This is a genomic window from Streptomyces sp. WAC 04229 (assembly GCF_003947455.1).
Lineage (GTDB): Bacteria > Actinomycetota > Actinomycetes > Streptomycetales > Streptomycetaceae > Streptomyces.
The window spans coordinates 83,030-106,351 of record NZ_QHJH01000006.1 but is presented as its reverse complement, the minus strand read 5'-3'; the positions used below and the strand labels follow the sequence as shown (position 1 = coordinate 106,351).

Here is a 23,322-nt window from a genome sequence, read left to right as displayed (position 1 = left end):
GTGGAGGTTAACGACACCATTCCGGCCACAGCAAGGCTTCGACTCGAAGAAAATCCAGCTCCATCGCACTTCTTGGCAAATACGCAGCTCACGAGCATGAGGGCGTAGCCGAGAGTCCACGGAACGGGCATGGACTCCTTTAGCCATGCACTGTTATCGTTAACGAGCATCGTGGAGCCGAGTAAGGAGCAGCTGTGCCCGCGTCTCGTTCGTACGACCTCCTCCCCAGCTATGAGCCCGTCGCCGGCGAGGTCGTCGCCGGCTGGCCCGCCCTGGCCGTCGGCCTGCCCCCGGGCCCGCTCGTCCTGGCCGTCGACGGTCCCGCGGCCCTGGACTGGGCCGCTGTGGCCGACGGCCTCGCCGAGGCGGTTCGCGCCACGGGCCGCGAGGCGGACCTGGTCGACGTGCGCGCCCACTACGGGCCGGCCGCCGGCGAGCGGCTGGCGGCCCGGTCCGTTCCCGACCACGACCCGTTCTTCACCCCGCTGTCCCAGGCCCGGGTCGAGGACCTGTTCGACTCCCCTCCGCGGCCCGAGCGCCCCGGCGGAGACGCGGTGGTCGTGGCGTACGGGCCGGGCGCCTCACTGTGCGAGCCGGACCTGCTCTGGTACGCGGACCTGCCCAAGCGGTACGCCGAGGCGGCGGTGTCGAAGGGCGAACTGCCGGTCGGCGTCAACCTGGGCCGCCCCGCCGCACCCGGCGACCTGGTGCGTCTGTTCTACACCGACTGGCCCGTGCTGGACCGGCACCGCGACGCGATCGCGGAACGGATCGACCGATGGATCGACGTCCAGGACCCGGCCGCCCCGGCCGCACTGGACGGGGCGGCCCTGCGCGCCACCCTTGCCCACCTGGCCCGGGGCCCGGTGCGCACCCGTCCGTACTTCAACTCCACCCCGTGGGGCGGCCGGTGGGCGGCGAGCGAACTCGGCTTCACCCCGCAGGCCGGCAACACGGCCCTCGGCTACGAGCTGATCGCGCCCGAGGCGGGCGTCCTGGTCGGCGAGCGGGGCGGACCGCAGGTCGAGGTCCCCTTCCAGCTTCTGTGCGTCACCCACCCCGTGGACCTGCTCGGCGCGGACGTGCACCGCCGGTTCGGCACCTCCTTCCCGATCCGGTTCGACTACCTGGACACGGTGGGCGGGGGCAACCTGTCCCTGCACCTCCACCCACGCGAGCAGTACATGCGGGACGTGTTCGGCTGGCCGTACACCCAGCACGAGACGTACTACGTCACCGCGAGCGAGGACGGCGCCCGGGTGCTCCTCGGCCTCACCGAGGGGGCCGACGTCGACACCCTGCGGCGCCAGGTGGAGGACTCCGTCGAGAACGGCGCCCCGGTGCCCGTCGAGGACCACGTCCAGTCCCACCCGGCGACGGTGGGCCAGCTCTTCATGATCCCGGCGGGCACACCGCACGCCTCCGGCGCGGGCAACCTGGTCCTGGAGGTGAGCGCCACCCCGTACCTCTACTCCCTGCGGCTCTACGACTGGCTGCGCAAGGACGCCGCCGGTGCGTCCCGTCCACTGCCCTACGAGCACGGGTTCGCCAACCTGGACACGGGCCGGCGCGGGGAGGACGTCGTCAAGGACCTCGTCCAGCAGCCGCGCACGCTGCGCGCCGCGGACGGCTGGCGCGAGGAGGTCGTCGGCGCCCTGCCCGAGATGTTCTACGCGGTGCACCGCCTCGTCGTGGAACCGGGTGCCGCGATCCCCGACGACACCGCGGGCCGCTTCCACATCCTCAATGTGGCCGCGGGCGAGGGCGCCGTCGTCGAGACGGCGGACGGCCGCACGCACCCGCTCGCCTTCGCCGAGACCCTCACCGTCCCCGCCGCGGTCGGCCCCTACCGCGTCCGCGCCCTGGGCGACACCGAGGTGCGGATCGTCAAGGCGCTGGTGGTGGAGCCGTGACCGGGTCCCCCACCGGCCGGGCCCCGCTGCCGGTCCCGGTGCTCGACATCGGCGGTACGCACGTCACCGCGGCCCTCGTGGACCCCGCCGCGAGCCGTGTGCTCCCCTCGACGGTGGTCCGCACACCCCTGCGCTCGGACGCGGAGGCCGACGTGGTCCTCGACGCCGTCGCCGCGGCGGCCCTGGCGCTGCCCGCCGGGCACGGCCCGCGCTGGGGTGTGGCGATGCCGGGTCCCTTCGACTACGCCACCGGCGTCGGCCATTTCCAGGGGATGGGCAAGTTCGAGTCCCTGTCCGGCGTCGACGTCGGCGCCGGCCTGCGCGCACGCCTGGCCGGCCGGGCGGAGCGGCTGTGCTTCCTCAACGACGCCGACGCGTTCGCCGTGGGCGAGTACCGCTCCGGTGCCGCCGCGGGCCACGATCGCGTCGTCTGCCTGACGCTGGGCACGGGGGTGGGGTCCTCGTTCCTGTCCCGCGGCCGTCCCGTCCACTCCGGCCCCGTGGTGCCGCCGAGCGGCCACGTGCACCGGTTGCCCGTGTACGGCCGGCCCCTTGAGGACACTGTGTCGCGCCGCGGCCTCCGCGCCCACTACGCCGCGCTCCGCGGGGCGGCGGCGGTCGGGGTCGAGGGTGCGGGGGCGCTTGTGGAGGCCGGCGCGGAGGCGCCCACCCACCCCGCCACCGGTTCCGGCGTGGACGACGCGCTCCTGCCCGACGTCCGGGACATAGCCGCACGCGCCGGGAAGGGGGAGGCCGCCGCCGGCGAAGCCTTCCGCTACGCTTTCGACGCACTCGGCCGGGCCCTGGCTCCCTGGACCGACCGCTTCGAGGCGACCGCGGTGATCATCGGTGGCTCCGTGGCCCGGTCGTGGGACCTGATCCACCCCGCACTCACCGCGGGGCTGGCCTCGGCCGGTGGACGGCGCGTTCCCGTGCTGCCGGCCCGGCGGCCCGAGGCGGCCCCCTTGCTCGGCGCCGCCCACTGGTCGCGTGAGGCAGGGGACGCTCCATGAGGACCGGGGCCGAGACGCAGACGGGCAGAGGAGGGGGCAGGAGCATGACCGCTCGCCGGGGTGGCGGGCCGACGATGCACGACGTCGGCAAGCTCGCGCAGGTCAGCGCCATGACGGTCTCACGCGTACTCAAGAACGACCCGGGCGTGTCGGAAGCGACCCGCGAGCGGGTCTTCGCCGCGGTCGACCGGCTCGGCTACCGCCGCAATCAGACCGCCCGCAGTCTCCGCCTCGGCGGCAGCGGCATGATCGGTCTCGTCGTCACCAACCTCGCCAACCCTTTCTACTCGCGCCTCGCGCTCGGCGTCCAGGAGGTGGCGACGGAGTACGGCTTCCGCATGCTGCTCAGCAACTCGGGCGAGGAGGCCGACCGGGAACCCGAACTCATCGACGGACTCGTCGACCACCAGGTCGAAGGGCTGATCGTCGTACCGGCGGGCAGCCGGCAGCAGCACCTGGCGAGCGCCATGCGGCACGTCCCGGTCGTCTTCGCCGCCCGGCCGCCCGCGGGTCTGGACACGGACTGCGTACTGGTCGAGGACTTCCACGGCGCGCGCGAGGCCACCGCCTGCCTCCTGGCCGACGGACACACCCGCGTCGCCTTCCTCGGCAACCCGCCGGCGCTCTACACCGGTGCCGAGCGCCTGCGCGGGTTCTGGGCGGCGCACGAGGAGGTCGGCATCGAGCCGGACCACTCCCTGATCCGTCAGGGCCTGGTCGACTCCGCGGCCGCGGAGCGGGCCACCCTGGACCTGCTCGGGCGGGTCGATGGCCCCACCGCGCTCTTCTGCACCAACAACCGCATCAGCCAGGGCGCCATCCGGGCCCTGTACAAGGCCGGGACCACCCTGCCCGTCGCCGGCTTCGACGACTTCGACCTGTCCGACGTCCTCGGGCTGCCGCTGACCCTCGTCTCCTACGACGCCGACGAGATCGGCCGCCAGGCCGCACGTCTGCTGATCGACCGCCTGGAACAGGACGACGCGGCGCCGCGGGCCTCCCGCCGCGTCACCGTCCCCACCCACGTGGTCCGCCACGGAGCCCCCTCCGGTACCGGGCCCGACCGCCCGTCGGCCGGCACCTGACACCCGCGTCCGCACCACGCACCCCCCGGCGCCGGACCCACTCCCCACATTGCGGGACGCACCCCCAGCCGATGCGGGACGCGCCCCAGCCGAGCCGAAAGGCCGACCCATGGGCTTCCCCAGCTTCCCCACCAGCGTCAAGGACCACCCCACCGTCCGGGAGGCGGTCCGACGACTCGACGACCTCGGTGATCCGCGCTTCGGCCGGATGCTGACACGCTGTCTGGACGACACCCTGGCCCGCACGGTCCGGCCGATGCCCGATGGCACGGCCTTCGTCGTGACCGGCGACATCCCCGCCATGTGGCTGCGCGACTCCACCACGCAACTGATGCCGTACCTGGCCTTGCTGCGCGACGACGACGGCCTTCAGGAACTGGTACTCGCCGTGCTGCGCCGCCAGTTCGCCCAGATGGCCCGCGATCCGTACGCCAACGCCTTCAACGCCGGACCGTCCGGACAGGCCCACGACCCGGCGGACCTGTGCGAGGACCCCTGGGTGTGGGAGGAGAAGTACGAGGTCGACTCTCTCGCGCTCCCCCTCCTGCTGGCCCACCGCTTCTCGGTGGCGACCGGGCGGACGGACCACGTCCCGGACACGCTGCGGACCGCGCGCACGGTCATCGCGCTGTGGCGCACGGAGCAGGACCACGAACGCCTCTCCACATACCGCTTCCGCCGCGAGGGCGGCTCCCCGAGCGACACGCTGCCGAACGCGGGCCGGGGCACGCCCGTCGCCCGGACCGGCATGACGTGGAGCGGCTTCCGGCCCAGCGACGACGCCTGCGCCTACGGGTACAACGTCCCCGCGAACCTGTGCGCCGCCGCCGCCCTCGACGCCGTCGCCGAACTGGCCCGCCCCGCCCGCGACATGGAGCTGGCCGAGAACGCAGCCCACCTCGCGGCGGAGCTGCGGGCAGCCACCGCGCGGCACGGCACCGTGGAGCACTCCGAGTTCGGCACCGTCTACGCGTACGAGGTGGACGGCCACGGCAGCGCGCTCCTGATGGACGACGCCAACATGCCCGGACTGCTCTCGCTGCCCCTGATCGCGGACGTTCCCGTCACGGACCCGCTCTACCTCGCCACACGGCGGTTCGTCCTCTCCCCGGCCAACCCCACCTGGCACCGGGGCACCGCCGCCGAGGGCATCGGCAGCCCGCACACACCCGACGAGCACATCTGGCCGATCGCCATTGCCGTGCAGGGCCTGACCGGCGGCGAGGACGAGCGCCTGACGGCTCTGCGCAGGCTCCTGTCGACCGACGCGGGCACGGGCCAGATGCACGAGTCGTTCCACAAGGACGACCCCCACCGCTTCACCCGCCCCTGGTTCTCGTGGGCGAACGCGATGTACGCCGAACTCGCCCTGGACGTCGCCGGCCTGGGCACCCGCCCGCTGTGGTGTACTCGCCGGCCCTGACCGGTCAACTCACGACCTGAGCGCCGCACGGCAGCACGTAGCAATGTTGCTCCTCGCCAAGGACGGCATGTTGGTCCGGGGCTTGGGGACCAAACCTGGCTCTCGTCATCCCCAACGGGTGAACGCCGAGATCGACTTCGCCAGGGGCCAGGAGTTCTACACGATCACCGAACCCTCTGGAACCGTCGGCGAGCTTCCACCCCACCAGGTGCACAAGCCCGTCGGCGGACAGGTGAGGGGCGGCTGCGGGTATGGGTGGGCTGACCGGGCCTCAGAGGGCTTGCCCTCAAAGTGCCGCTTCCGTCTCGCCGTACACTCCTGCCCTGGGGAGCGCCCCCGCACCGGCCGTGGCTGCGGCAGCAGCAGGAGCGAAGGCGGGTGTGCCGGCGGCGGGAGTGGTGGTGGCAGAGGCGGCGGTGCGCCGGCCGCGGCCGGCCAGGCGGCAGCCCACGCATCCCGGGTGGCCCGGCGCGGCGGACCGATCGCGTACCCGCCAGCTCCGCTCTGCAGGGGGCCGGGGTCCGCCGGGCTTACCCCACCCGGCCAGGTGCAGCACCCAGGTGGTGCAGGCCGACAGGGCGACCAGGCCCGCTCCCAGCGCGAGTCCCGGGTACCACGCGCCGACCATCGAGCCACCGGCAGCCAAGCTCCCCGCGAGCGCCATGGCGGTGCCCGTCCACCCGGCGACGGTGTGACCGTGGTCGTGGCCGGGGGCGTGGCCGCTGTCGGTTCGGTTCATGACTTTCTCCCGTGGCTTTGTATCTTCGGCAGCACAGCAAGCGGCCGAGAACTCTTAGCTTCTAAGCTAAGTTTCTTAGATGGTAAGGAGATGTCTGGTGGAGGGCAAGCCGCTGGAGGGCACGCCGCGTCGTGACGCGACCGCACAGGAGGCGCTGGACGCGATGGACCGCATGGTCGCCCTCGCCCTGGTGTCCCAGCACGACATCGCGCAGAGGCTGGGGCTGAACGTGACCGACCTGACATGCCTGGGGCACGTCATCGGCGCCGGGGAGCGGCATCTGAGCGCCGGGGACCTGGCGCAGCACGCGAATGTCACCACCGGTGCGGTCACCGGCGTGATCAACCGTCTCGAACGCGCCGGTTACGTGAGCCGGCAGCCCGACCCCGCGGACCGCCGGCGGGTGCGGGTGGTGCTCGACGAGAACGCCGCGGCCCGGGTATACGCCGTCTACGGCCCGCACTACCGGCGGCTGGCCGCTCTGGCCGCCGACTACACCCCGCAGGACAGGGCCGTACTGGCCGACTGGTTCACCCGCGCCCGGCAGGCCATGGAGGAATCACTCCAGGAGATCCGGGAGCCCACGCAGGCCGGCCCGCAGCCCTGACCCCCGCACGCAGGGCCCGGACACGGACCAGCCCCGTCCGGCGTGCACCGGGCGGGGCTGGTCCGCTGATGTGCGGTGATGAAGGGCGGTCGCCTACGCGGCGAAAGGCTCCGCAGGGCTTCAGCCGAACGATCGTCCCTGCAGGCAATGGGTGAGGCCCGGGGACACTGTCCCCTCCACCATCGCACCCCTTCCAACACGGAGCCGCCCGCCGGCATTCCCGTGCCGGTGCACCATGCGGTGGATCACGGTGCGGCGGCGTGACTCGAAGTGCCCGAGGGGGGAACGGCACCCGATCCGGCGGAGGGCAGCCACAGGCGAACCGTGCACAAGCACGCCCCCAAGCCCCGGGTTCTGACCGGCCTGACGGCCGGGACGCTGCCGGCGACCTTGGCGTGTTCTTCGAGGGCGCGCTGCGGGCCTGCTCGCGCGCCAGCGGTCAGCCCATCGGTACGCCGACGGCTGCGGTCACGGCTGTGTAGCCATCTCGACCGAACTGGACGATGCACATCGCCACTGGAGAGTGATGCTCAGGCCTGGACCTACGGACACCTCGGCCCCGGCCCCAGACCCGCCTTCCTCGACGACGAGCGCGGCCACGACTGGGCCCTCTCCACCGGCCGCGCCATGGCATCCAACCTCTTCCACGCGGCGCGGGCGCTCAACGCGATGCCCGTACCCGCCCCGCCCTCCTGGACACTCAGGAGAACCCAGTGGCCCCGTACTGCCGTCGAAACGCTGCTCTGCGACGTGCACGGAGCCACCTGCTGTTGCCGTCCGCCTATGCGGCAAGGGTCTCCTGCTCGGCGGAGAGGCGGGTGCGGCCGGCATGCTGCTCGAGGAGTGTGTCCGCCGTCCGCAGTGCCTGTTCGGCGGTGCGGGACCCGGTCATCACGCACAGCGTGTAGGTGGCGTCCTCCAGAGCCCTGCTGGTGCGGCCGGTGGGCCGCACGTCGTGTTCGATGCGTGCCTGGGCGAACCGGGCCAGCGCCGCCCTCAGGTCCTTCTCCGCCGGCAGGATCATGGTCATGCCTCTCCCTTCAAACAGAACCGCGCATACCCCGCGTAGGCCTGCACACGCAGGGCGCTCATTGCCAGTTGCACGACCGGCCCCGTCACCTGGCTGATACCGGCCAGGCAGAGCACCTCGTCGCGGTGGGTTACGGACGTCCTAGACGGTGACGGCTTCCTCCACAGTGCTCATCACCTTCAACACCGCCTCGACCCCGGTGAGCTGCAGAAGCCGCCGCAGTTGCTGCGTCGGCGCGGCCACGCGCAGGTCGGCTGCCTGGTGGGTGCGGATGAGCAGGTTCAGCACAGTGGAGTCCGCGAAGGTGATACCGGAGGCGTCCAGGACTACCTTCGGGTACGCCTTGGACGCGGTGCACAGCGCCTCGGCCAGCGGCGTAATCGTGTCCATGTCGTACGCGCCCCGTGCGCCGACCACCAGGGCGCCGCACCTCTCGTACTGCACCATCGTCGCCTGCTCCAGAACCCGCAGCCGACCCTCGTCGGTGCCGCCCTGGCACCCCGCTATCGCTCCATCGACCGACACCTCGGGTCCCTCCTCCGGCTCCCCCGACTGGATCACGTCACCTGATGCGCGAAAAGTATGTCATGCATTCTGCGTCATGCAAAGACGGTCCGTAGAATGCGGAGCATGGCTGAAGTGCCCGAATCTCACTCCGGATGGACGTTCGTCACCAACCACGCGCGCGTGCTGGCGGCCATCGCCGACAACCCGAACGTCCGGATCCGTGACATCGCCGCCCACTGCCGCCTCACCGAGCGCGCCGTCCAGCGGATCATCTCCGACCTCGAGCAGGACGGTTACCTCTCCCACACCCGCGACGGCCGCACCAACACCTACCGCATCGAGCCCGACAAGGTCCTGCGCCACCCGGCCGAAGCAGGCCTGACCGTGGCCGCGCTCCTCTCTCTCCTCGTCCACGCCGAGAACGGCCACACATCACAACCTGTCATGTCCGGCACCGAACACCCCCGGTAACCACCCCCCGGCGGCCGTGATCGAGGACGAGCACCATCACATCGACCACCCGTTTCTGCCGCGCTCGCGAGGCCGGCCGGCCCACCGGCCGGGCTCCCACCCCACCAACTCGCCGTTTATGTGGGCTGCCAGGTGTCTCATCGACGGCCCTCTCGCAGGAGACGCTCTGCAAGGCGAAGTAGGTCTGTCAGGTGGAGCACTCGTCCGCCGAAGCCGGGGAGGGGGACGTGTAGTGGCTGGGTCCAGCGGGCGGGGATAGCGTCCAGTCCGTAGTACGCGCCCGCGAGGCCTCCGGTCACCGCGGCGACGGTGTCCGTGTCCCCGCCGAGGTCGATCGCCGCGCGTATGGCGTCTTCGAAGCCGGTGGTGGTGCGCAGGGCCCAGACGGCGGAGCCCAGGCAGGGCCAGACGGCACCCGTTGAACTCGGTTGCCTGATCGGGGTGCCAGTCGGGCGAGAGGACGGTGGCGTAGCGGCTGCGGTGCTCGGGGTGGACATGAGCCAGGATGTCCGGCAGCGCGGTGAGGGGATCGGTGTCCTCGAACGTGACGCGGATGAGTTCGTGGAAGATTGCATTTCCTTCCCAGGCCGCGCGGTCACCGTGGGTGAGAGCAGCTATGCGGCGCGCGGCGTCCATGGTGGCTTCTTGGCCGACGGCCGCGAAGTGGACTGCGGAGGTCGATGCCCGCATCAAGGAGCCGTTTCCGGCCGCTCGTTGGTTGACCTGGAAATGGATCGCGGCGGCAAGGTCCCAGGGCATGCCGTTGGTCAGGACATCTTCGGTCTGGAGGCCCATGTCCTTGGGGTCTGATGCTGCCCACCGCTGGAAGCGGGCGAAGATGTCCGGAAGATCCAGTCCGCCCTGCTCCAGCAGCGACTCCGCGACCAAGACGGCCATCTGCGTGTCGTCAGTGGCCTCGCCGGGGTCCCAGCCACCGCCTCCGCACATCTCGCCACCGGCAGCAGGCGCGGGAAACCGCGCGGAGAACGCTCCCTGGGGACCGAACTCGAAGGGGCCGCCCAGGGCGTCACCCACCGCTGAGCCGACCACCACGCCCGCGGCCCGCTGACTCCGCTTCATTCGCGCAGGTTATCTGTGCCGCGCTGACGGCCGCACGGCCCTGTTCCTTCTTCGGCTCCCGGAAGCATCGGCGGCGAACGCCTCTCGTCTACAGAGGTGCGCCACCTGAGACACCGGCACAGGTCACATAACTCCGTCGAGGCCGGTGTCCTCGGGCAGCGGCACGAGGGCGGCCTCACGAACTTCGGGGAACGCGGCGGTCATGTCCGTGCCCTGCCGCGAGCGCAGCAGCACCCGTCCGTCCGAGTAGCGGGCGTGCTGGGCACCGTAGCCGTCCCTCCTGGGCTTCCCCGCCGCGCCTGCTGGCAGATCGGGGCTGGGCCACGAGGGCGGTAAACATCGGCTGCGGCAGCGTCCAGGTCATGGCAAAGGCCTTCCACCCCGCCCCTGCCCGTCACTGGTCAGACGGCGGCGCACAGCGTCACCGCGCCGGATCGGGGACGGGAGGCTCGCAGGACGGCGTAGTCGGGGGCGGTACGGGAGCAGGCGCGTGAGGTCGAAGCCTGTGTTGAGGTCGGTGGCGAGGGTCAACAGCCTCATCGGCTGAACGCTCAGCCTGGTCACCGTCGCCCACAGAGGGTCGCTGCCAGGCGGAGTGGGATCGAAGAAGAGGTGCAGACCCGCGGACGTCCATGAACCGGGCCTCCCTCAGGCCCCAGAGCAGTTCGGTCACGCTCGCTGGGAGGGCGGTGACCGCTGCGCGCAATCAAGGGCAGGACGTGGAAGTCAATACCTCCTCCCACGGCGGCGAACGGGCTCCCCGCCCGTATTAGCAGGTCGGCCGGCGGCTTCTCCGCACTTCGGCCGGACCGTCCTGCTCGATGGACGCAGCCCGGTATCGACCCGGGGCCGCGCGGCCGCTGCCCGCTCCGAGAGCCACACGGCCTGCACGACCGCAATTGGTCCAGGGGCCGTCATCTCTTCCCTCCTCACGGCCCGCGCGTCGAACCGATGAGTTTGCCCGTTGCACAAGGTCCACCTTGTAGCGTTTCCGCCCCGCCGGCGGATCAGGAAACATCATGTCTATGGTCGGAGAAGATGGAGGGCAGGATGAACAATCCGATTCGGCTGTACATGTCGATGTCGCTCGACGGCTATATCGCCGGCCCGGACGATCGGCCAGGGCAGGAGCTCGGACGCGACGGTGGACGGCTCTTCAACTGGCTCGACGACCGGGAGTCCGATGGTCCGAGCGGCCAGGTCTTTCGCGAAGCGATGGCGACCGGCGCGGTGATCTCCGGCCGTCGGACTTTCGAACTCGCTGGGCGGTGGCAGGGCGACCACCATGACGGGGTGCCGATCTTCGTTCTCACCCACCGGGTGGATGACGGGGACGTACCACCGGGCCACGCGCGTTTCGTCACCGATGTCGAAGAGTGCGCCCGTCAGGCGCGAGCAGCCGCGGGCGACCGGCCGGTCATGGTTCATGGGGCGGGGGCGGCCCAAGCACTTCTCCGATGCGGGCAGGTGGACGAGATGGAAATTCACCTCGTTCCGGTCCTCCTCGGCGACGGCCGACGGCTGTTCGACCACCTCGGTAGTGATCACATCGAGCTCGACCTTGTCCGACGGCTCGCGGACCGAGACGTCACGCACCTCCGATACCGGGTGTCTCGACGCGAGGAGGCCACGTGAAGACTCTCTTCGTCTCCTACCGCGTCACCGACCTGGACCGCTCGCTCGGCTTCTACACCACCGTGGGCTACGTCGAACTGGGCAGGATCGAGGTCGACGACGGAACCCGCCTAGTGATCCTCAAGTTTCCCGACGAACCGGCGGCCTCGCTCGAACTGGTCCACCGCCCCGGCGACGGGCCGGTCGACGTGGGCAGCGGTTTCGACCACCTCGCGATCCAGGTGGAAACCCTCGCCACCACCCTGGAGAGCCTGACCGAAGCCGGCCTGTCGCCGGAACCGCTCCAGTACCCGGGCGGACCTCACGGTCCGCAAACGTCGTGGCTCAAGGACCCGGACGGATACCGGATCGAGTTGGTGGAATGGCCGTCCGGACACCCCGATGGCATCACCGCAGCGGACTTCACCTGACACGGCCCCAGTTCTGCGAGGCAACGCGCCCCACGGCGACCGCGCCGCAACGCGAGGTGACCGCACACGCCACCTGACCTGTCCCGATGGATCTGAGCCACTGCGGCTCCCTGACCAACCGCGCCTCAGATCGAGCGAGACGTAGGGGCCGGGGTCGTCTCGCTCAACCTGGGTTTTCAGTCACCGAGTTGCCCTTCGGGGGTGCCATTGCCGGGGCTCAACGTCGTCGTGGCCCGCGCAGCGGTGCCGGCTCTCACCCGTGTGCTGACAGGACGTCGCGGAGAGCGAGGGGGGAGCGGCCGGTCAGCTGGGTGTAGTCGTTTCGGACTCGATCCCAGCGCTGCTCACGCACCGAGGCAAACATGGACGAAAAGGCGTACAGCCACCAGGGATCCAGGCCGGTCGCCGCAGCCTCGGTGATGTACATGTCAGCCGAGATGTCCAGGTAGGCGACAGGCGTTCCCCACGCCTCCGCCGTGATCGCGGCGATGCCCGCCAGGTCCACCGACTCGGGCCCCGTGATGTCATGGTGACGGCCGGTCGGTTCACCCACCGCGAGTACGGCGAGGGCGCGCGCGACGTCGTCGCGTGCCACCAGGGAGACCCGGCCATCCGCGGCTGGAAGCCGCAGTAGCCCGGTTGCGCGCGCCTCGGTGAGCCAGCCTTGGAAGAACTCGATGTACAGCGAAGCCCCGGCGAACGAGCACGGCACGCCCGAAGCCAGAAGCAGATCCTCGGTGAGCCCGTTGGTCACGGCGTAGCAGAACGGGGACGCCGTATCGGCGTCGACGCTACTCAGCGCCGCGACATGGCCGACGCCCTCGGCAGCCACGGCGGCGACGACGTTGCGATGATGCAGCAGCACCCGCGCATCGGGCCCGTCACTGGAGACGAAGACCAGAGTGTCCACGCCCTTCAGCGCCGCACGCAGAGCGGCCGGATCGGCATAGTCGGCAACGGCGACCTCCACCTGCGGAGGAAACGTCCCGGCAGGCAGCCTCCTCCTGGTCATCGCCACGACGTCCACGTCGGCCCGGTTCGCGAGCAACTGCACGACCCGCCCGCCCAGGTTGCCCCCCGCTCCCGTTACCGCGATGCGCATCGTTGCCCCCGTCGCCTTGTCACCGGTCGCACTCCCGCAGGCAGTCAAGCGCGACAGCGACTCAGAAGGCGCGAGGCAGAACAGCGGATGGTCAAAGTTGACTGAGACACACGGGTAGATGGCTCAGACAGACCGAGAGTGGCCCGCCGCCTTGAACGAGACAGGTCAGCCCAACTGCGGGACAAGGGGCATGCAGGCACGCGGAAGCCGGTGCATCGACTGCCCCGACGTCCGGTACGCCGAGTGGTGACCGGCACGCCTGGAGCCGTCCGCTTACGTCCCGCCTGCGGCCGACCGCCGGAGGCTCGCACCCTTCGGCAAGGGGCTCGTCCCGTTCTCCTGGTACGTGGGCCTGGCCGAGCACGGCGGCCGGAACCGCAAGTGCTCAGGACAGAGGCGCTCTGCGGCGCTGGCGTGGTTGAGGCTCATGACTCCTCCACGTCCGACACCGGTGAGATCGTCGCACCGGCCGACAGCAGTTTCTCCGCCAGCGCGCGACAGCGCCTTCCGAGCTCCGGAGGGTCGATCACCTCGAAGTCGTGCCCCAGCAGGAGGACGTGCATGAGCACGAAGTCGAGGCTGGCGGCGCCACTGAGCACCTCGCAGAGCTCGCTCCCTCGCCGTCGCACGACGGCCGCCGACGCCGGAATCTGCGCGCGCACCGTGTCGGCTGACGCGTGCACGAGGAAGCGCGCCTGGTGCGGGTAGACCCGGCTCGCCACACTCTCCTGCACGTACGTTGCCGCGTCGGGCGCCGCGCGCGGGCTAAAGCGCCAGGTCCGTGCGGACGCGTCGGTCATCCGGTCGACGCGGAAGCTGCGCCAGTCGTCGCGATCGAGGTCGTAGGCGAGGAGGTACCAGCGCCGGTCGGAGGCGACCAGGCGGTAGGGCTCGACCCGCCGCCGTCGCACCTCGCTCCCGGACGGGTAGTCGAAGCCGGCCTCGGCCTCGTCACGGCAGGCTCTGGCCAGCGTCATGAGCACCCCGGGGTCGACCGGAGTGCGGCCTCCGCCAAAGGACTCCACCGAGCCGGAGAGCGCGCGCACCTCGTGCCGAAGACGGGTCGGCATTACCTGGTCGAGCTTGGTCAGTGCCCGGAGTGCGGCGTCGCCGGCGCCGGCGACCGCGCCACCCGCGCCGGCGAGCAGCGAGACCGCGGTGGCGATCGCCTCCTGGTCGTCGAGAAGCAGCGGCGGCAGGTCCTGCCCCGCGCCGAGTTGGTAGCCGCCGCCGACACCCTGACTGGCGTGCACCGGATAGCCGAGCGTGCGCAGCCGCTCGACATCACGCCGTACCGTGCGCGGCGTGACCCCGAGCCGGTCGGCGAGCTCAGGGCCGGTCCAGACCTGGCGCTGCTGCAGCAGCCCGAGCAGGGTGAGTACCCGCTCCGTCGTACCCCGCTCGTTACCGCTTGCCACGTCCATGCCGCCCACCCTGCCAGAGATAGCGGACCGATCCTGTCCGCTAGGGGTGTCAACGTGGGCAGCATGGACGCAGACGAACTCGACTGGAACCGGACGCTGCGCGAGCAGTGGGAGGTTCACTGGAAACATCAGCTCCAAGCCCGGCTCGAGGGCCTCACCGACGACGAGTACTTCTGGTCGCCGGTGCCGGACGCCTGGAGCGTGCGGCCGCACGGCAGCTCGACGGCACCCGTCCACGTCGGTGCCGGGGACTTCACGATCGACTTCGCCTTCCCGCAGCCGGTCCCGGCGGCCTTCACCACGATCGCCTGGCGACTCGGTCACGTCATCGTCGGCGTGCTCGCCGCGCGCAACGCGGCGCACTTCGGCGCGCCGGCGGCCTCGTACGAGACGTGGGAGTACGCCGGCAGCGCGGCCACCGCGCTCGACCAGCTCGAGACCCAGCTCGACGTCTGGCTGGCCGGGGTGCGCAGCCTCGGCGACGCCGGGCTCCGGGTCCCGATCGGTGAGAAGGAGCCCTTCCCCGAGGCGCCCATGGCCGATCTGGTGCTGCACATTCACCGCGAGCTGATCCACCACCTGTCCGAGATCTGCCTGCTGCGCGACCTCTACCTGCACACGAAACCCGCTACGAACGGAGCAACCCGATGAGCCGCCGCATCCAGATCACCTTCGACGCCCAAGACCCCCGGACGCTGTCGTCCTTCTGGCGCGACGCACTGGGCTACCTCCACCCCGGCCCGCCCGGAGTCGACCTGCCCGAGGGCGCAGACCCGCTGGCCGCATGGGACGGCTTCCTCGCGCGGCTCGGTGTACCGGAAGAGCAGCGCAACACGAGATCGGCCATCGAGGACCCGGACGGGCACGGCCCACGGCTGTTCTTCCAGCAGGTGCCGGAGGAGAAGGCGGCCAAGAACCGCGTCCACCTCGACGTACGTGCGGCTCCTGGGCTGAAGGGACAGGAGCGGATGGAGGCGCTGGAGGCCGAGTGCGACCGGCTCGTCGCGCTGGGAGCGACGCGGATACGTCGCTACGAGCCCGCTCCCCCGATGAGCGCCGGCTTCATAGTGATGACCGACCCCGAGGGCAACGAGTTCTGCCTGGACTGAGGCAGCTCAGCTGTAGTCGCCGGGCCGCGGCCGGTCTTGACCGCTGCACCCGATTCTTGCCCGAGGTCGATCAAGGCCGCAGCCATGCTGGCCGGCGGCCCCGGCGGACGCCCGGCAGGCCGGCCAGCCCTGAGCCTGCAACATCAGGGCCTGGGCAGAGGGATGACGCCCATGGCGTTGTCCCCCTGCCCTTGTTCAGGGCCCGGAGCGGGGAACGTACTCAGCCCGCGCCGGAGGCGCTGGACCTCGTCGTGGGTGCGGGCGAACTTGCCGGTGAGTCGCTGGTTGAGCTCACACAAGCGGGCCATGTGGGCCTCGCGCGGGTCGGGCTGCCGGCCCGCCGCCCGGGCAGATGCCCGCCGCTTCTCGAACTGGTCGTACGGCCGCCCCAGGGCCACGGGATCCGGGCTACTGCGCCATCCGCTGAAGGACGTTGCTGCGTTACACAGACTTGATCGCACCCCCGTCGATGATGTGGTCTGCGCCGGTGGTGCTGCCTGCGAGCGGTGAAGCGAGGTACGCAACAAGGTCGGCGACCTCCGCAGGCTTCACGAGCCGGCCAGTGACCATCCCCATGGCCGCGGGGAGGTTGTGCAGCAGTTCCTCCCGACTCAGGCCCAGAGACTCGGCGAGCTCTGCTCCGTAACCGTCCGATGATTCCCACATGTCAGTCCGGACAGGGCCGGGTGAGACCGTATTGATGCGCACTCCCTGCGGGCCGAACTCTTCCGCTACTGCCTTCCCGAAGGCGGTGAGCGCAGCCTTGGCGGTGGTGTAGGTGATCGGGCCGGCATGCGGGATTCGGGCACCGTTGGATGAGACGTTGACGATCGCGCCGCGGCTTGCCAGAAGATGAGGCAGTGCGGCTCGCGTGGTGCGGACTGCCGCGAGAAAGTTCAAGTCGAACGCGCTGTTCCACTGCTGATCGGTGAAGGCGAGGAATCCGCCGGTCTGGCCACCGCTGTCACCACCCCCGACGTTGTTGACCAGCACGTCGAGCCGCCCAAGCTCTGCGTCTGCCCGTTCGATGAGCCGAGCAGGGCCCTCGGGAGTGGACAGGTCGATGGACACGCTGAGCGCCCCTGCGGCCTGGAGCTCGGGTGTGATGGTCCGTGCTGCGGCGAGCACCCTCATTCCTTCGCCGATCAAGGCTGAGACCGTGGCCAGTCCTATTCCTCGGCTTGCGCCGGTCACGACAGCGGCCTTGCCGTTCAGCTGCAGATCCATGAGGACCTCCATGTTCAATCGACGTCAGCAGTGATGCAACTAATCTAGAACTTGCAACACTGGTGTTGCAAGTAGTTCCAGAGGTGCGTCTGTCGAGTAACCTGCTGGGGACCATGAGGAGGTCACATGGAAGAGGAGAGGCAAGTACGGCCTATGCGTGCAGACGCCGAGCGGACAGCGAGGGCGATCCTTGAGGCCGCGGAAAGCGTGCTGAGCGCCAACCCCGCAGCCACCATGGAACAGATCGCGGCGGCCGCGGGCGTCGCCCGGACGACGGTGCATCGCCGGTTCAGCAGCCGCGAGGCCCTCATCGAGGCCATGACGGCCTGGGCCACTCAGCAGTTCCACGACGCCGTCACCAGCGCCCGCCCCCAAACCGCTCCCCCACTGGTCGCGCTGTATCAGGTGACCGCAAATGTGCTCCGCGTCAAGATCGGCTGGGGATTCGCCATGAACGCCGTCAAGCCTGAGGATTCCGAGGCCGCACGCGTACATGCGAACGTGCACGACCAATGCGACAGCCTCTTCCGGCGGCTGCATCACACGGGTGCTCTACGACCCGACACCAACCTGGCGTGGGCTCGGCGCACGTACTACGCGCTGATCCACGAAGCCGCGCAGACCCAGCCCACCGACGTCCAAGACGTGGATGAGCTGGCAACGCTCGTGGTGGACACACTGCTGACCGGCGTCGGCCGGCAGCCGCTGAATCCGAAGATCTAGAAGCGAGCCCGGAGACGTCGCCCACAGCTATGGGAAACGTTGACGGGATCGTGGGCAACCCTTCGGTGCGCAGCCTGCCGGCGTTCGCTCATCCGGCTGCGCGCCGCCCGGGGCCAGTCCCCCCTCCCCCGCTCCTACAGGATGAGGCCCAACTGCACAGGCCACGGTAGGAGTTCGAGTTGCAGGCCGCTTCCTGTCCGGTGTCAGGCGAGGCCTGCGGAGACGGGACGGTCACCTTTCAGTGGTGCGGGACGTCAGGAGAGTGATGCCGTCGGCGAAAGGTACGTGACCGTGACTTCCTCTGAGCTTCTGGCCTCGCGGTTTGAGGAGCACCGGCCTCACCTGCGCGCGGTCGCGTATCGCATGCTCGGGTCCCTGACCGAGGCGGACGACGCGATCCAGGAGGCGTGGCTGCGCTTGTCAGGCTCCGACGACCGCAGGATCGACAACCTCGGGGGCTGGCTGACCACTGTGGTCGGCCGGGTCTGCCTCGACATGCTCCGTGCCCGCAAGCGGCGCGGCGAGGAACCACTGGAGCAGCGGCTGCCTGATCCGGTGATCGGCCGGGAGGACAGTGCCGACCCCGAACAGCAGGCCTTGCTGGCGGACTCGGTCGGACTGGCTCTACTGGTGGTGCTGGAGTCCCTCAGCCCGGCGGAGCGTCTGGCGTTCGTGCTGCACGACCTGTTCGGCCTGCCCTTCGAGGAGATCGCGCCGATCGTCGAACGCACGCCCGCGACAGCCAAGAAACTCGCCAGCCGCGCCCGGCTGCGGGTCCGCGGCACCACGCCGCCCCCGGACCCTGACCGGGCCGGCCAGCGCAGGGTGGTGGACGCCTTCCTGACGGCGGCCCGCGGCGGCGACTTCGATGCGCTCCTGGCACTCCTCGACCCGGACGTGGTGCTGCGCGCGGACGGCGGCGCACTCACCGGCGGCCTGCGTACGTTCCGCGGCGCCACTGCCGTCGCCGGGCAGTTGGAGACCTTCCAGCGGATGGCGTCCGCCGCCACGACGCACGCCGCGCTGGTCAACGGCTCGGCCGGGCTGGTCAACACGCTCGGCGGGAAGCCACTGTCCGTCATGAGCTTCACCGTCACCACGGGTCGGATCGCCGCCATCGACATCCTCAGCGACCCCGCACGCCTGGCCCAGCTCGACCTCGCTCCCGCCCAGGACTGACCTCCTTCCCGCCGGGTGGAGCCGAGGCAATTGGCGCCCCGACATGCCGGCCTTCGATCGGCCGAAGAATGTCGCGCCGGGCGGTCACCTTCGCCCGGCGCGTGACGTCAGTGCAGTGAAGCGAGCCGATCAGGCGGGCCGTCGAACAGCCCGCGACAGAGAAAAGGAACACCACTCGTGGACACGACAACCAGCATCCTCGACACCCTCACCTCCCGGTTCTCCGACCCGCAGAAGCTGGTCCCCGAGCTCGGGGATGTCAGCACCGCCCTGTTCAAGATCATCGGCAACGGGGCAGTGCCCCGGAGCACGATCACGCTGATTCACCTGCGTGCCGGGCAGCTCGTCGAGAACACGTACCTGACGGTGATGCACACCGCCAACGCCCGTCGCGCCGCAGTCCCGGAGGAGAAGATCGCCGCCGTCGCCTCGTGGAAGGACGCGCCCTACTTCACCGAGGCCGAGCGGGCTGCGCTGGCTCTGGTGGAGGCGGTGCTCACGCCTGCCCGGCAGGGCGAGCGCGTGCCCGACGACCTGTATGCGTGGGCGGCTGAGCACTACGACGACAGGGCTCTGGCCACCCTTGCCATGGCGATCGGACAGGTCAGCTTCTTCGTCCCCCTCGCATTGATCGGCAAGCCCCTGCCCGGCGTCTCCATGGCCGAGCAGTGGCGGACGACCGGGACCGACTGACTCCCGGCACCTGCCCTCGCGGGCCCGGCACGCGGCCAGGACCGTTGCCGGGCCCGCCCGCGCACGGACCCCGCCCGCCCCCTACTACGCGACGAAGAAAGAGGGGACTTCATGAACGCCACTCCAGGCCGGCGCCACAGCTTGCAGCCGCAGCCGTGGTCGGCATTCGGCTGGTAGCGGCTGCTGTGCATCACGTAGCGGTCCGGATCGGTACAGCCGTCACCGTCGGCTCGGCTGCCATTGAAGTCGTCCTGGCCTGTCTTCAGTCGCGATCAAGCAGTCGGGTGGTCACCGTCACGGACGACAGTCACCCGACCTTCACCTCCTGCCGCAGAGCCGGAGCGCATGAGGCTCCGGCTGCGGCCGTACTCCGCGAGCGCGTAGAAGGCGGCTTTGGGTTCCCAGGGCAGGCCCGGGTACGCGATGCCGGTGCGGCCGCCGTCGAGGACCTTGACCACGCCGAAGGACGCCTTGTCGAAGTCACGGTCGTCATCGGCGGCCGAGTGCGGGAGGTCATAGCGGGCGAAGGTGTTGACGAAGGCCGCGTCGATCGCGGAGTCGTCGAGGAGGTTGATGAGTTCACGCAGGTATGCGGCTTGTTCTTGTTCGTCACGGGTTATGGGGCGGGTGAATCGCACAGGACGGGCGTGGTCGTCCCACACGATGACGGCATCGCCTCGACCGCCGACGTCAGCGGCCCCGCGGTAGGTGGTGCAGCCGAACTCCGTGACAGCAGCCGGTTTGCCGTGTGCGGTCAATGCCCGCAGGCCGTCGGCAAGCCGGTCGCCGGTCCGCGCGTCGCGGTAGCCGGCGTCGGTGGCGACTATGTCGAACGGTGCCCAGTCCACCCCCTCGAAAGGAAGTGAGGCGTAGCCGATCCGGCCGCCGAACGTGGTACGCACCGCGGCGACCGCCTTGCCGAGGAAGGCGTTGACCTGGGCGGGTATTCGGGGCAGCGCGGCCCGCAATTGCTGCGGGTCGGCCAGGACGGCGGCGCGTTCCTCGAACGTGTCCCCGGGAAGCATGCCGACGGTGAAGAGTGAGATCTCCGAGCCGGCAAGGAAGACGACCTCCGCACCTTCGCGTCGTAGCCGTTCGGCGCGTTCGGCGCTGTCCGTGAGGAAGTCCAGCAGTTCTCCGGTGGTCAGGCCGTTGGTGAAGGGCGAGTACCACACCTCGAGTTGAGCGTCGGCCGCGTGTCGCGCGGCCGCCTCAAGTCGGTCGCGGTCTCCGCCGGTGACACGTACAGCGTCACAGCCCAGCTCGTTGCGGATGATCTGCATTTCACGGCGAACGACAGCGGGGTCGAAGGGCTCTCGGGTGGTGGTGCCCGCGTTGGTGAAGCCTGTGTCGTAAGTGATGCCGAAGGTGCGCACGACGAACTCTCCTCACGAGGTACGGTACACGCCGTACCGTATTGGGTACGCGGCGTACTCTCAAGGTCGCGGGAGGGGACGCACGAGACCGCCGGAAGTACGCTCCCTACCGAGATTCAGATGTGCGGGGCGAGAGAGGACGGCCGGTGGCACAGGCCAGGAGGAAGCTGCGGCAGACCACGGCGACCCGGCGACGCGGGGCCGAGCTGGAGGAGGCCATCCTGCAAGCGGCCGCCGAGGTACTGGAGGAGTCCGGCGTCCCGGCCCTGACGATGGACGAAGTGGCCCGGCGGGCCGGAACGAACAAGAACGCGCTGTACCGGCGCTGGCCCAACCGCGTCGCGCTCGGTGTGGCGGCGTACCGCCGGCTGGCCGCTCCCGAGACTGCGCCGCCGGATACCGGCTCGCTGCGCGGCGACGCCCTGGAGATGCTGCGGCGCGCGAACAGCACCTGGTCATCCCCCTACGGGGAGATCCTGCGCGGTCTGATCGCCGCCGCCGGCAGCACTCCGGAACTCCTGACCGAACTGCGCGACCCGACGGCGCAAAGCGCGCACGAGGCAGCCTGGCTGACCATGCTCAGCCGGGCGGTGGCCCGCGGGGACGCCGCGCCCGAGGCGCTGCACCCGCGAGTCGCGTACACGCCCATGGCACTGCTGCGCAACGAGTACGTCATGCTCGGAATCCCCACCGTGCCCGACGCCGTCCTCACCGAGATCGTCGACGACGTCTTCCTGCCCCTGGTCCATGGACGAGGCTCCCGGGCCGGCACGTCAGCCTTGCACGGCCAGTCGTGATCAAGCAGGAGCCGGAGGCTGTGCAGCCAAAGCTGCATGCTGCTGCGCGGGGCGTCCAGGAGGGCGACACTCCGTCCTTCTCGGCCAGCGCGGCTTTGTACGCTCGCGACCCGCGCTTCGCCGCCGCCTTCTGCTCCTTGGCGTGATCCTTCATCGCGGCCACCTCCTCGGCCGAGAAGCCTTCATACGTGCTCTTCCCAGTACTGCTCCTGTGTCCTCCCCCAGCCCGTCGGTCACGCCCGCCCGGCCCACCGCGCCTCGACGAGCCCGTCTCTCCGCCCAGTACAACACCTGTCGCGCACAGAAATTCTTGACGCTCACTCAAGGAACCCTCGAGCCAGATCCACGCCGTGCTTCAGCACTCCTACGCTTTCACCCGGTGGCAGCCGGCCCGGAATGTCGGGGGCCGATGCCCTGTCCCGCGGTGACACACTTCATTCGTGGCGTGGACGCCTCCGAACCAATACGTCGTCCTGTACATATCCGGCCTGAGGTGGGTACCTGCCCCGCCGTACGAGATCAGCGAGTGGGAGTTCGGGGCACGAAAGTGGAATGGGTACGAGGCTGCGGGGCGTGGCTGCGAAGGGCGTGGGACGCGCCTGGACACGAGCGGAACACGGCGCTTCTGGTCGGGAAGAGCGCATTGGCGGCGACACTGGCGTGGTGGACGGCGCAGGACCTCCTGCACGCGGCCTCGCCGGCGTTCGCACCGTTCTCCGCCGTACTGATCATGAATGCGACGATCTACCAGTCGGTTTGGCAGGCGTTGCGTTACACCGCCGCGGTCACCGTGGGGGTGGCCGTGCAGGCGGCCGTCGGGTTCGTCGCCGGCCCGGACCTCGTCGCGTTCGTCATGGTCGCCGTGATCGCCCTGACCATCGGACAATGGCCGGCCCTGGGCGAGCAGCGCTCGCAGGTCGCCACCGCGGCCTTCTTCGCGTTCTCCACCTACGCCGCCGCGACCAGCACCGGCGAGCGGGTGACCGAGCTCGGGCAGATCGTCCTGCTGGTGCTCGTCGGATGCGGTCTCGGCCTCCTCGTGAACCTGACCATCGCGCCGCCCCTGCGGTACCGCGGCGCCGAGCACGGTCTCCAGGTCCTGGCCGCCGAGATCGAACGCCTGCTGGACGACATGGCCGACGGCCTGTGCACGGGCGACGTGGACGCCGAACGGGCCAAGCAGTGGCGTGCCGCCGGCGAAAGCGCGCAGCGGGCGGTGGGGCAGGCGCGGGCGGGACTGGTCACCGCGGAGAACAGCCTCCCCTTCAACCCGCGACGCCTGCTGCCCGCCCACCGCAGGTACCTGACGTTCGGGCGGTACCAGCAGAGCGTCGACGCCCTGGAACGCGCGGTGTACCAACTGGGTTCCCTCACCCGCAGCCTCGGGCGCTGGCGCGAGACGGAGAGCACCTACACCTACGCGCCCACCTTGCGCGCCTACGCGAAATTCGCGAGCAGTCTCCGCGACATCGCCCACATCATGGCCGCACTCGAGGCCGACAGCCTCAGCGAACAGTCCCAGGAGATGTGCCGCCTGGCCACGGTCGCCCAGGACGCCCTGGAGAACGTGCTCACGGCGGCCAGCGACGACTCACTTCCTCTGTCGGACCCCTCCCGGCCCTACGGAGTCCTCGTCGTCGAGGCCACCCGGCTGATGGAGGAGTTCCAGAACACCTGCGACGTCCTCAAGTCCACCGCCGACGATTGAGCACGAGCCGCGACCGGCGTCTGTGACCGGCGCGGGTGGTGGGCGTGGTCCGGTCCCGGGGCTCCGCATGA

Annotated in this window: 23 protein-coding genes and 1 pseudogene; 15 read left to right on the top strand and 9 right to left on the bottom strand. The window is 70.2% G+C overall.

Going from position 1 to position 23,322, the window contains the following annotated elements; translation table 11 throughout:
- The first annotated feature begins 194 nt into the window (after nt 1-194).
- From DMH12_RS03165 to DMH12_RS03150, 4 genes are all read left to right on the top strand, one after another.
- The gene (locus tag DMH12_RS03165; protein WP_125489988.1) at nt 195-1,913 is read left to right on the top strand and encodes a hypothetical protein; all 1,719 of its coding nucleotides are present in this window, start codon (nt 195-197) and stop codon (nt 1,911-1,913) included.
- Entirely contained in the window at nt 1,910-2,926 is a 1,017-nt protein-coding gene (locus DMH12_RS03160; RefSeq protein ID WP_125489987.1) for an ROK family protein, read from the top strand. The genes DMH12_RS03165 and DMH12_RS03160 overlap by 4 nt, the downstream gene beginning before the upstream one ends.
- Before the next feature lie 44 nt (nt 2,927-2,970).
- Complete coding sequence (locus DMH12_RS03155) at nt 2,971-4,011, top strand: LacI family DNA-binding transcriptional regulator (protein WP_125489986.1); 1,041 nt, start codon at nt 2,971-2,973, stop codon at nt 4,009-4,011.
- A gap of 109 nt (nt 4,012-4,120) precedes the next feature.
- Entirely contained in the window at nt 4,121-5,434 is a 1,314-nt protein-coding gene (locus DMH12_RS03150; RefSeq protein ID WP_125489985.1) for a glycoside hydrolase family 125 protein, read from the top strand.
- Nucleotides 5,435-5,720: 286 nt separating this feature from the next.
- On the opposite strand, the gene DMH12_RS03145 is transcribed toward DMH12_RS03150, so the two are convergent.
- Nucleotides 5,721-6,173, bottom strand: a complete 453-nt coding sequence (locus tag DMH12_RS03145; protein ID WP_125489984.1) for an HGxxPAAW family protein — start codon at nt 6,171-6,173, stop codon at nt 5,721-5,723.
- 112 nt (nt 6,174-6,285) lie between these two features.
- Here DMH12_RS03145 and DMH12_RS03140 point away from each other — a divergent pair, with 112 nt between their 5' ends.
- Nucleotides 6,286-6,780 carry a MarR family winged helix-turn-helix transcriptional regulator gene (locus DMH12_RS03140; RefSeq protein ID WP_125490000.1) on the top strand — a complete coding sequence of 165 codons (495 nt, stop codon included), beginning with the start codon at nt 6,286-6,288 and terminating at the stop codon, nt 6,778-6,780.
- A 781-nt stretch (nt 6,781-7,561) separates the two neighbouring features.
- On the opposite strand, the gene DMH12_RS03130 is transcribed toward DMH12_RS03140, so the two are convergent.
- Nucleotides 7,562-7,804 carry a DUF5133 domain-containing protein gene (locus tag DMH12_RS03130; protein WP_125489999.1) on the bottom strand — a complete coding sequence of 81 codons (243 nt, stop codon included), beginning with the start codon at nt 7,802-7,804 and terminating at the stop codon, nt 7,562-7,564.
- A gap of 147 nt (nt 7,805-7,951) precedes the next feature.
- A complete protein-coding gene (locus DMH12_RS03125) occupies nt 7,952-8,335 on the bottom strand; it encodes an STAS domain-containing protein (protein ID WP_260473995.1) in 384 nt (127 codons plus the stop codon).
- Nucleotides 8,336-8,440: 105 nt separating this feature from the next.
- On the opposite strand from DMH12_RS03125, the gene DMH12_RS03120 reads away from it, so the two are divergent.
- Complete coding sequence (locus DMH12_RS03120) at nt 8,441-8,788, top strand: helix-turn-helix domain-containing protein (protein ID WP_185832122.1); 348 nt, start codon at nt 8,441-8,443, stop codon at nt 8,786-8,788.
- 137 nt (nt 8,789-8,925) lie between these two features.
- Here the strand turns inward: DMH12_RS03120 and DMH12_RS03115 are convergent.
- A pseudogene (locus tag DMH12_RS03115) lies at nt 8,926-9,868 on the bottom strand (ADP-ribosylglycohydrolase family protein).
- 1,050 nt (nt 9,869-10,918) lie between these two features.
- Between DMH12_RS03115 and DMH12_RS03105 the strand changes: the two are divergent.
- Together DMH12_RS03105 and DMH12_RS03100 are read left to right on the top strand one after the other, a co-directional pair.
- Nucleotides 10,919-11,503 (top strand): dihydrofolate reductase family protein, encoded by a 585-nt coding sequence (locus DMH12_RS03105; RefSeq protein ID WP_125489982.1) that lies wholly within the window; start codon nt 10,919-10,921, stop codon nt 11,501-11,503.
- Nucleotides 11,500-11,913, top strand: a complete 414-nt coding sequence (locus DMH12_RS03100; RefSeq protein ID WP_125489981.1) for a VOC family protein — start codon at nt 11,500-11,502, stop codon at nt 11,911-11,913. Before DMH12_RS03105 ends, DMH12_RS03100 begins: the two co-directional genes overlap by 4 nt.
- Nucleotides 11,914-12,166: 253 nt before the next feature.
- Here the strand turns inward: DMH12_RS03100 and DMH12_RS03095 are convergent, their stop codons facing one another.
- A complete protein-coding gene (locus DMH12_RS03095; protein WP_125489980.1) occupies nt 12,167-13,015 on the bottom strand; it encodes an NAD(P)H-binding protein in 849 nt (282 codons plus the stop codon).
- A 425-nt stretch (nt 13,016-13,440) separates the two neighbouring features.
- The gene (locus tag DMH12_RS03090) at nt 13,441-14,439 is read right to left on the bottom strand and encodes a YafY family protein (RefSeq protein ID WP_125489979.1); all 999 of its coding nucleotides are present in this window, start codon (nt 14,437-14,439) and stop codon (nt 13,441-13,443) included.
- Nucleotides 14,440-14,502: 63 nt separating this feature from the next.
- On the opposite strand from DMH12_RS03090, the gene DMH12_RS03085 reads away from it, so the two are divergent.
- Both DMH12_RS03085 and DMH12_RS03080 read left to right on the top strand, forming a co-directional pair.
- A complete protein-coding gene (locus tag DMH12_RS03085; RefSeq protein ID WP_125489978.1) occupies nt 14,503-15,090 on the top strand; it encodes a DinB family protein in 588 nt (195 codons plus the stop codon).
- Entirely contained in the window at nt 15,087-15,548 is a 462-nt protein-coding gene (locus tag DMH12_RS03080) for a VOC family protein (protein WP_125489977.1), read from the top strand. Before DMH12_RS03085 ends, DMH12_RS03080 begins: the two co-directional genes overlap by 4 nt.
- A 143-nt stretch (nt 15,549-15,691) precedes the next feature.
- On the opposite strand, the gene DMH12_RS03075 is transcribed toward DMH12_RS03080, so the two are convergent.
- On the bottom strand, nt 15,692-15,946 hold the full coding sequence (locus tag DMH12_RS03075; protein ID WP_125489976.1) for a hypothetical protein: 255 nt from the start codon (nt 15,944-15,946) through the stop codon (nt 15,692-15,694).
- Nucleotides 15,947-15,989: 43 nt separating this feature from the next.
- A complete protein-coding gene (locus DMH12_RS03070; protein ID WP_125489975.1) occupies nt 15,990-16,775 on the bottom strand; it encodes an oxidoreductase in 786 nt (261 codons plus the stop codon).
- A gap of 126 nt (nt 16,776-16,901) precedes the next feature.
- Here DMH12_RS03070 and DMH12_RS03065 point away from each other — a divergent pair, with 126 nt between their 5' ends.
- From DMH12_RS03065 to DMH12_RS03055, 3 genes are all read left to right on the top strand, one after another.
- Entirely contained in the window at nt 16,902-17,498 is a 597-nt protein-coding gene (locus tag DMH12_RS03065) for a TetR/AcrR family transcriptional regulator (protein ID WP_125489974.1), read from the top strand.
- A 285-nt stretch (nt 17,499-17,783) separates the two neighbouring features.
- Nucleotides 17,784-18,677, top strand: a complete 894-nt coding sequence (locus DMH12_RS03060) for a sigma-70 family RNA polymerase sigma factor (RefSeq protein WP_125489973.1) — start codon at nt 17,784-17,786, stop codon at nt 18,675-18,677.
- A gap of 177 nt (nt 18,678-18,854) precedes the next feature.
- The gene (locus DMH12_RS03055) at nt 18,855-19,370 is read left to right on the top strand and encodes a carboxymuconolactone decarboxylase family protein (protein ID WP_125489972.1); all 516 of its coding nucleotides are present in this window, start codon (nt 18,855-18,857) and stop codon (nt 19,368-19,370) included.
- Nucleotides 19,371-19,642: 272 nt separating this feature from the next.
- Here the strand turns inward: DMH12_RS03055 and DMH12_RS03050 are convergent, their stop codons facing one another.
- Entirely contained in the window at nt 19,643-20,746 is a 1,104-nt protein-coding gene (locus tag DMH12_RS03050; RefSeq protein ID WP_125489971.1) for a hypothetical protein, read from the bottom strand.
- 146 nt (nt 20,747-20,892) lie between these two features.
- Here DMH12_RS03050 and DMH12_RS03045 point away from each other — a divergent pair, with 146 nt between their 5' ends.
- Together DMH12_RS03045 and DMH12_RS03035 are read left to right on the top strand one after the other, a co-directional pair.
- Entirely contained in the window at nt 20,893-21,543 is a 651-nt protein-coding gene (locus DMH12_RS03045) for a TetR/AcrR family transcriptional regulator (RefSeq protein WP_125489970.1), read from the top strand.
- A 643-nt stretch (nt 21,544-22,186) separates the two neighbouring features.
- Nucleotides 22,187-23,251 (top strand): aromatic acid exporter family protein, encoded by a 1,065-nt coding sequence (locus tag DMH12_RS03035; protein ID WP_260473994.1) that lies wholly within the window; start codon nt 22,187-22,189, stop codon nt 23,249-23,251.
- The last annotated feature ends 71 nt before the right edge of the window (nt 23,252-23,322 follow it).

Bases quoted from the DNA above. Each gene is read 5' to 3' on its own strand.
- DMH12_RS03080 (WP_125489977.1), top strand. From the start codon at position 15,087: ATGAGCCGCCGCATCCAGATCACCTTCGACGCCCAAGACCCCCGGACG.
- DMH12_RS03065 (WP_125489974.1), top strand. From the start codon at position 16,902: ATGGAAGAGGAGAGGCAAGTACGGCCTATGCGTGCAGACGCCGAGCGG.
- DMH12_RS03090 (WP_125489979.1), bottom strand. From the start codon at position 14,439: ATGGACGTGGCAAGCGGTAACGAGCGGGGTACGACGGAGCGGGTACTC.
- DMH12_RS03130 (WP_125489999.1), bottom strand. From the start codon at position 7,804: ATGATCCTGCCGGCGGAGAAGGACCTGAGGGCGGCGCTGGCCCGGTTC.
- DMH12_RS03120 (WP_185832122.1), top strand. From the start codon at position 8,441: ATGGCTGAAGTGCCCGAATCTCACTCCGGATGGACGTTCGTCACCAAC.
- DMH12_RS03145 (WP_125489984.1), bottom strand. From the start codon at position 6,173: ATGAACCGAACCGACAGCGGCCACGCCCCCGGCCACGACCACGGTCAC.
- DMH12_RS03155 (WP_125489986.1), top strand. From the start codon at position 2,971: ATGACCGCTCGCCGGGGTGGCGGGCCGACGATGCACGACGTCGGCAAG.
- DMH12_RS03105 (WP_125489982.1), top strand. From the start codon at position 10,919: ATGAACAATCCGATTCGGCTGTACATGTCGATGTCGCTCGACGGCTAT.
- DMH12_RS03070 (WP_125489975.1), bottom strand. From the start codon at position 16,775: ATGGATCTGCAGCTGAACGGCAAGGCCGCTGTCGTGACCGGCGCAAGC.
- DMH12_RS03150 (WP_125489985.1), top strand. From the start codon at position 4,121: ATGGGCTTCCCCAGCTTCCCCACCAGCGTCAAGGACCACCCCACCGTC.
- DMH12_RS03095 (WP_125489980.1), bottom strand. From the start codon at position 13,015: ATGCGCATCGCGGTAACGGGAGCGGGGGGCAACCTGGGCGGGCGGGTC.
- DMH12_RS03085 (WP_125489978.1), top strand. From the start codon at position 14,503: ATGGACGCAGACGAACTCGACTGGAACCGGACGCTGCGCGAGCAGTGG.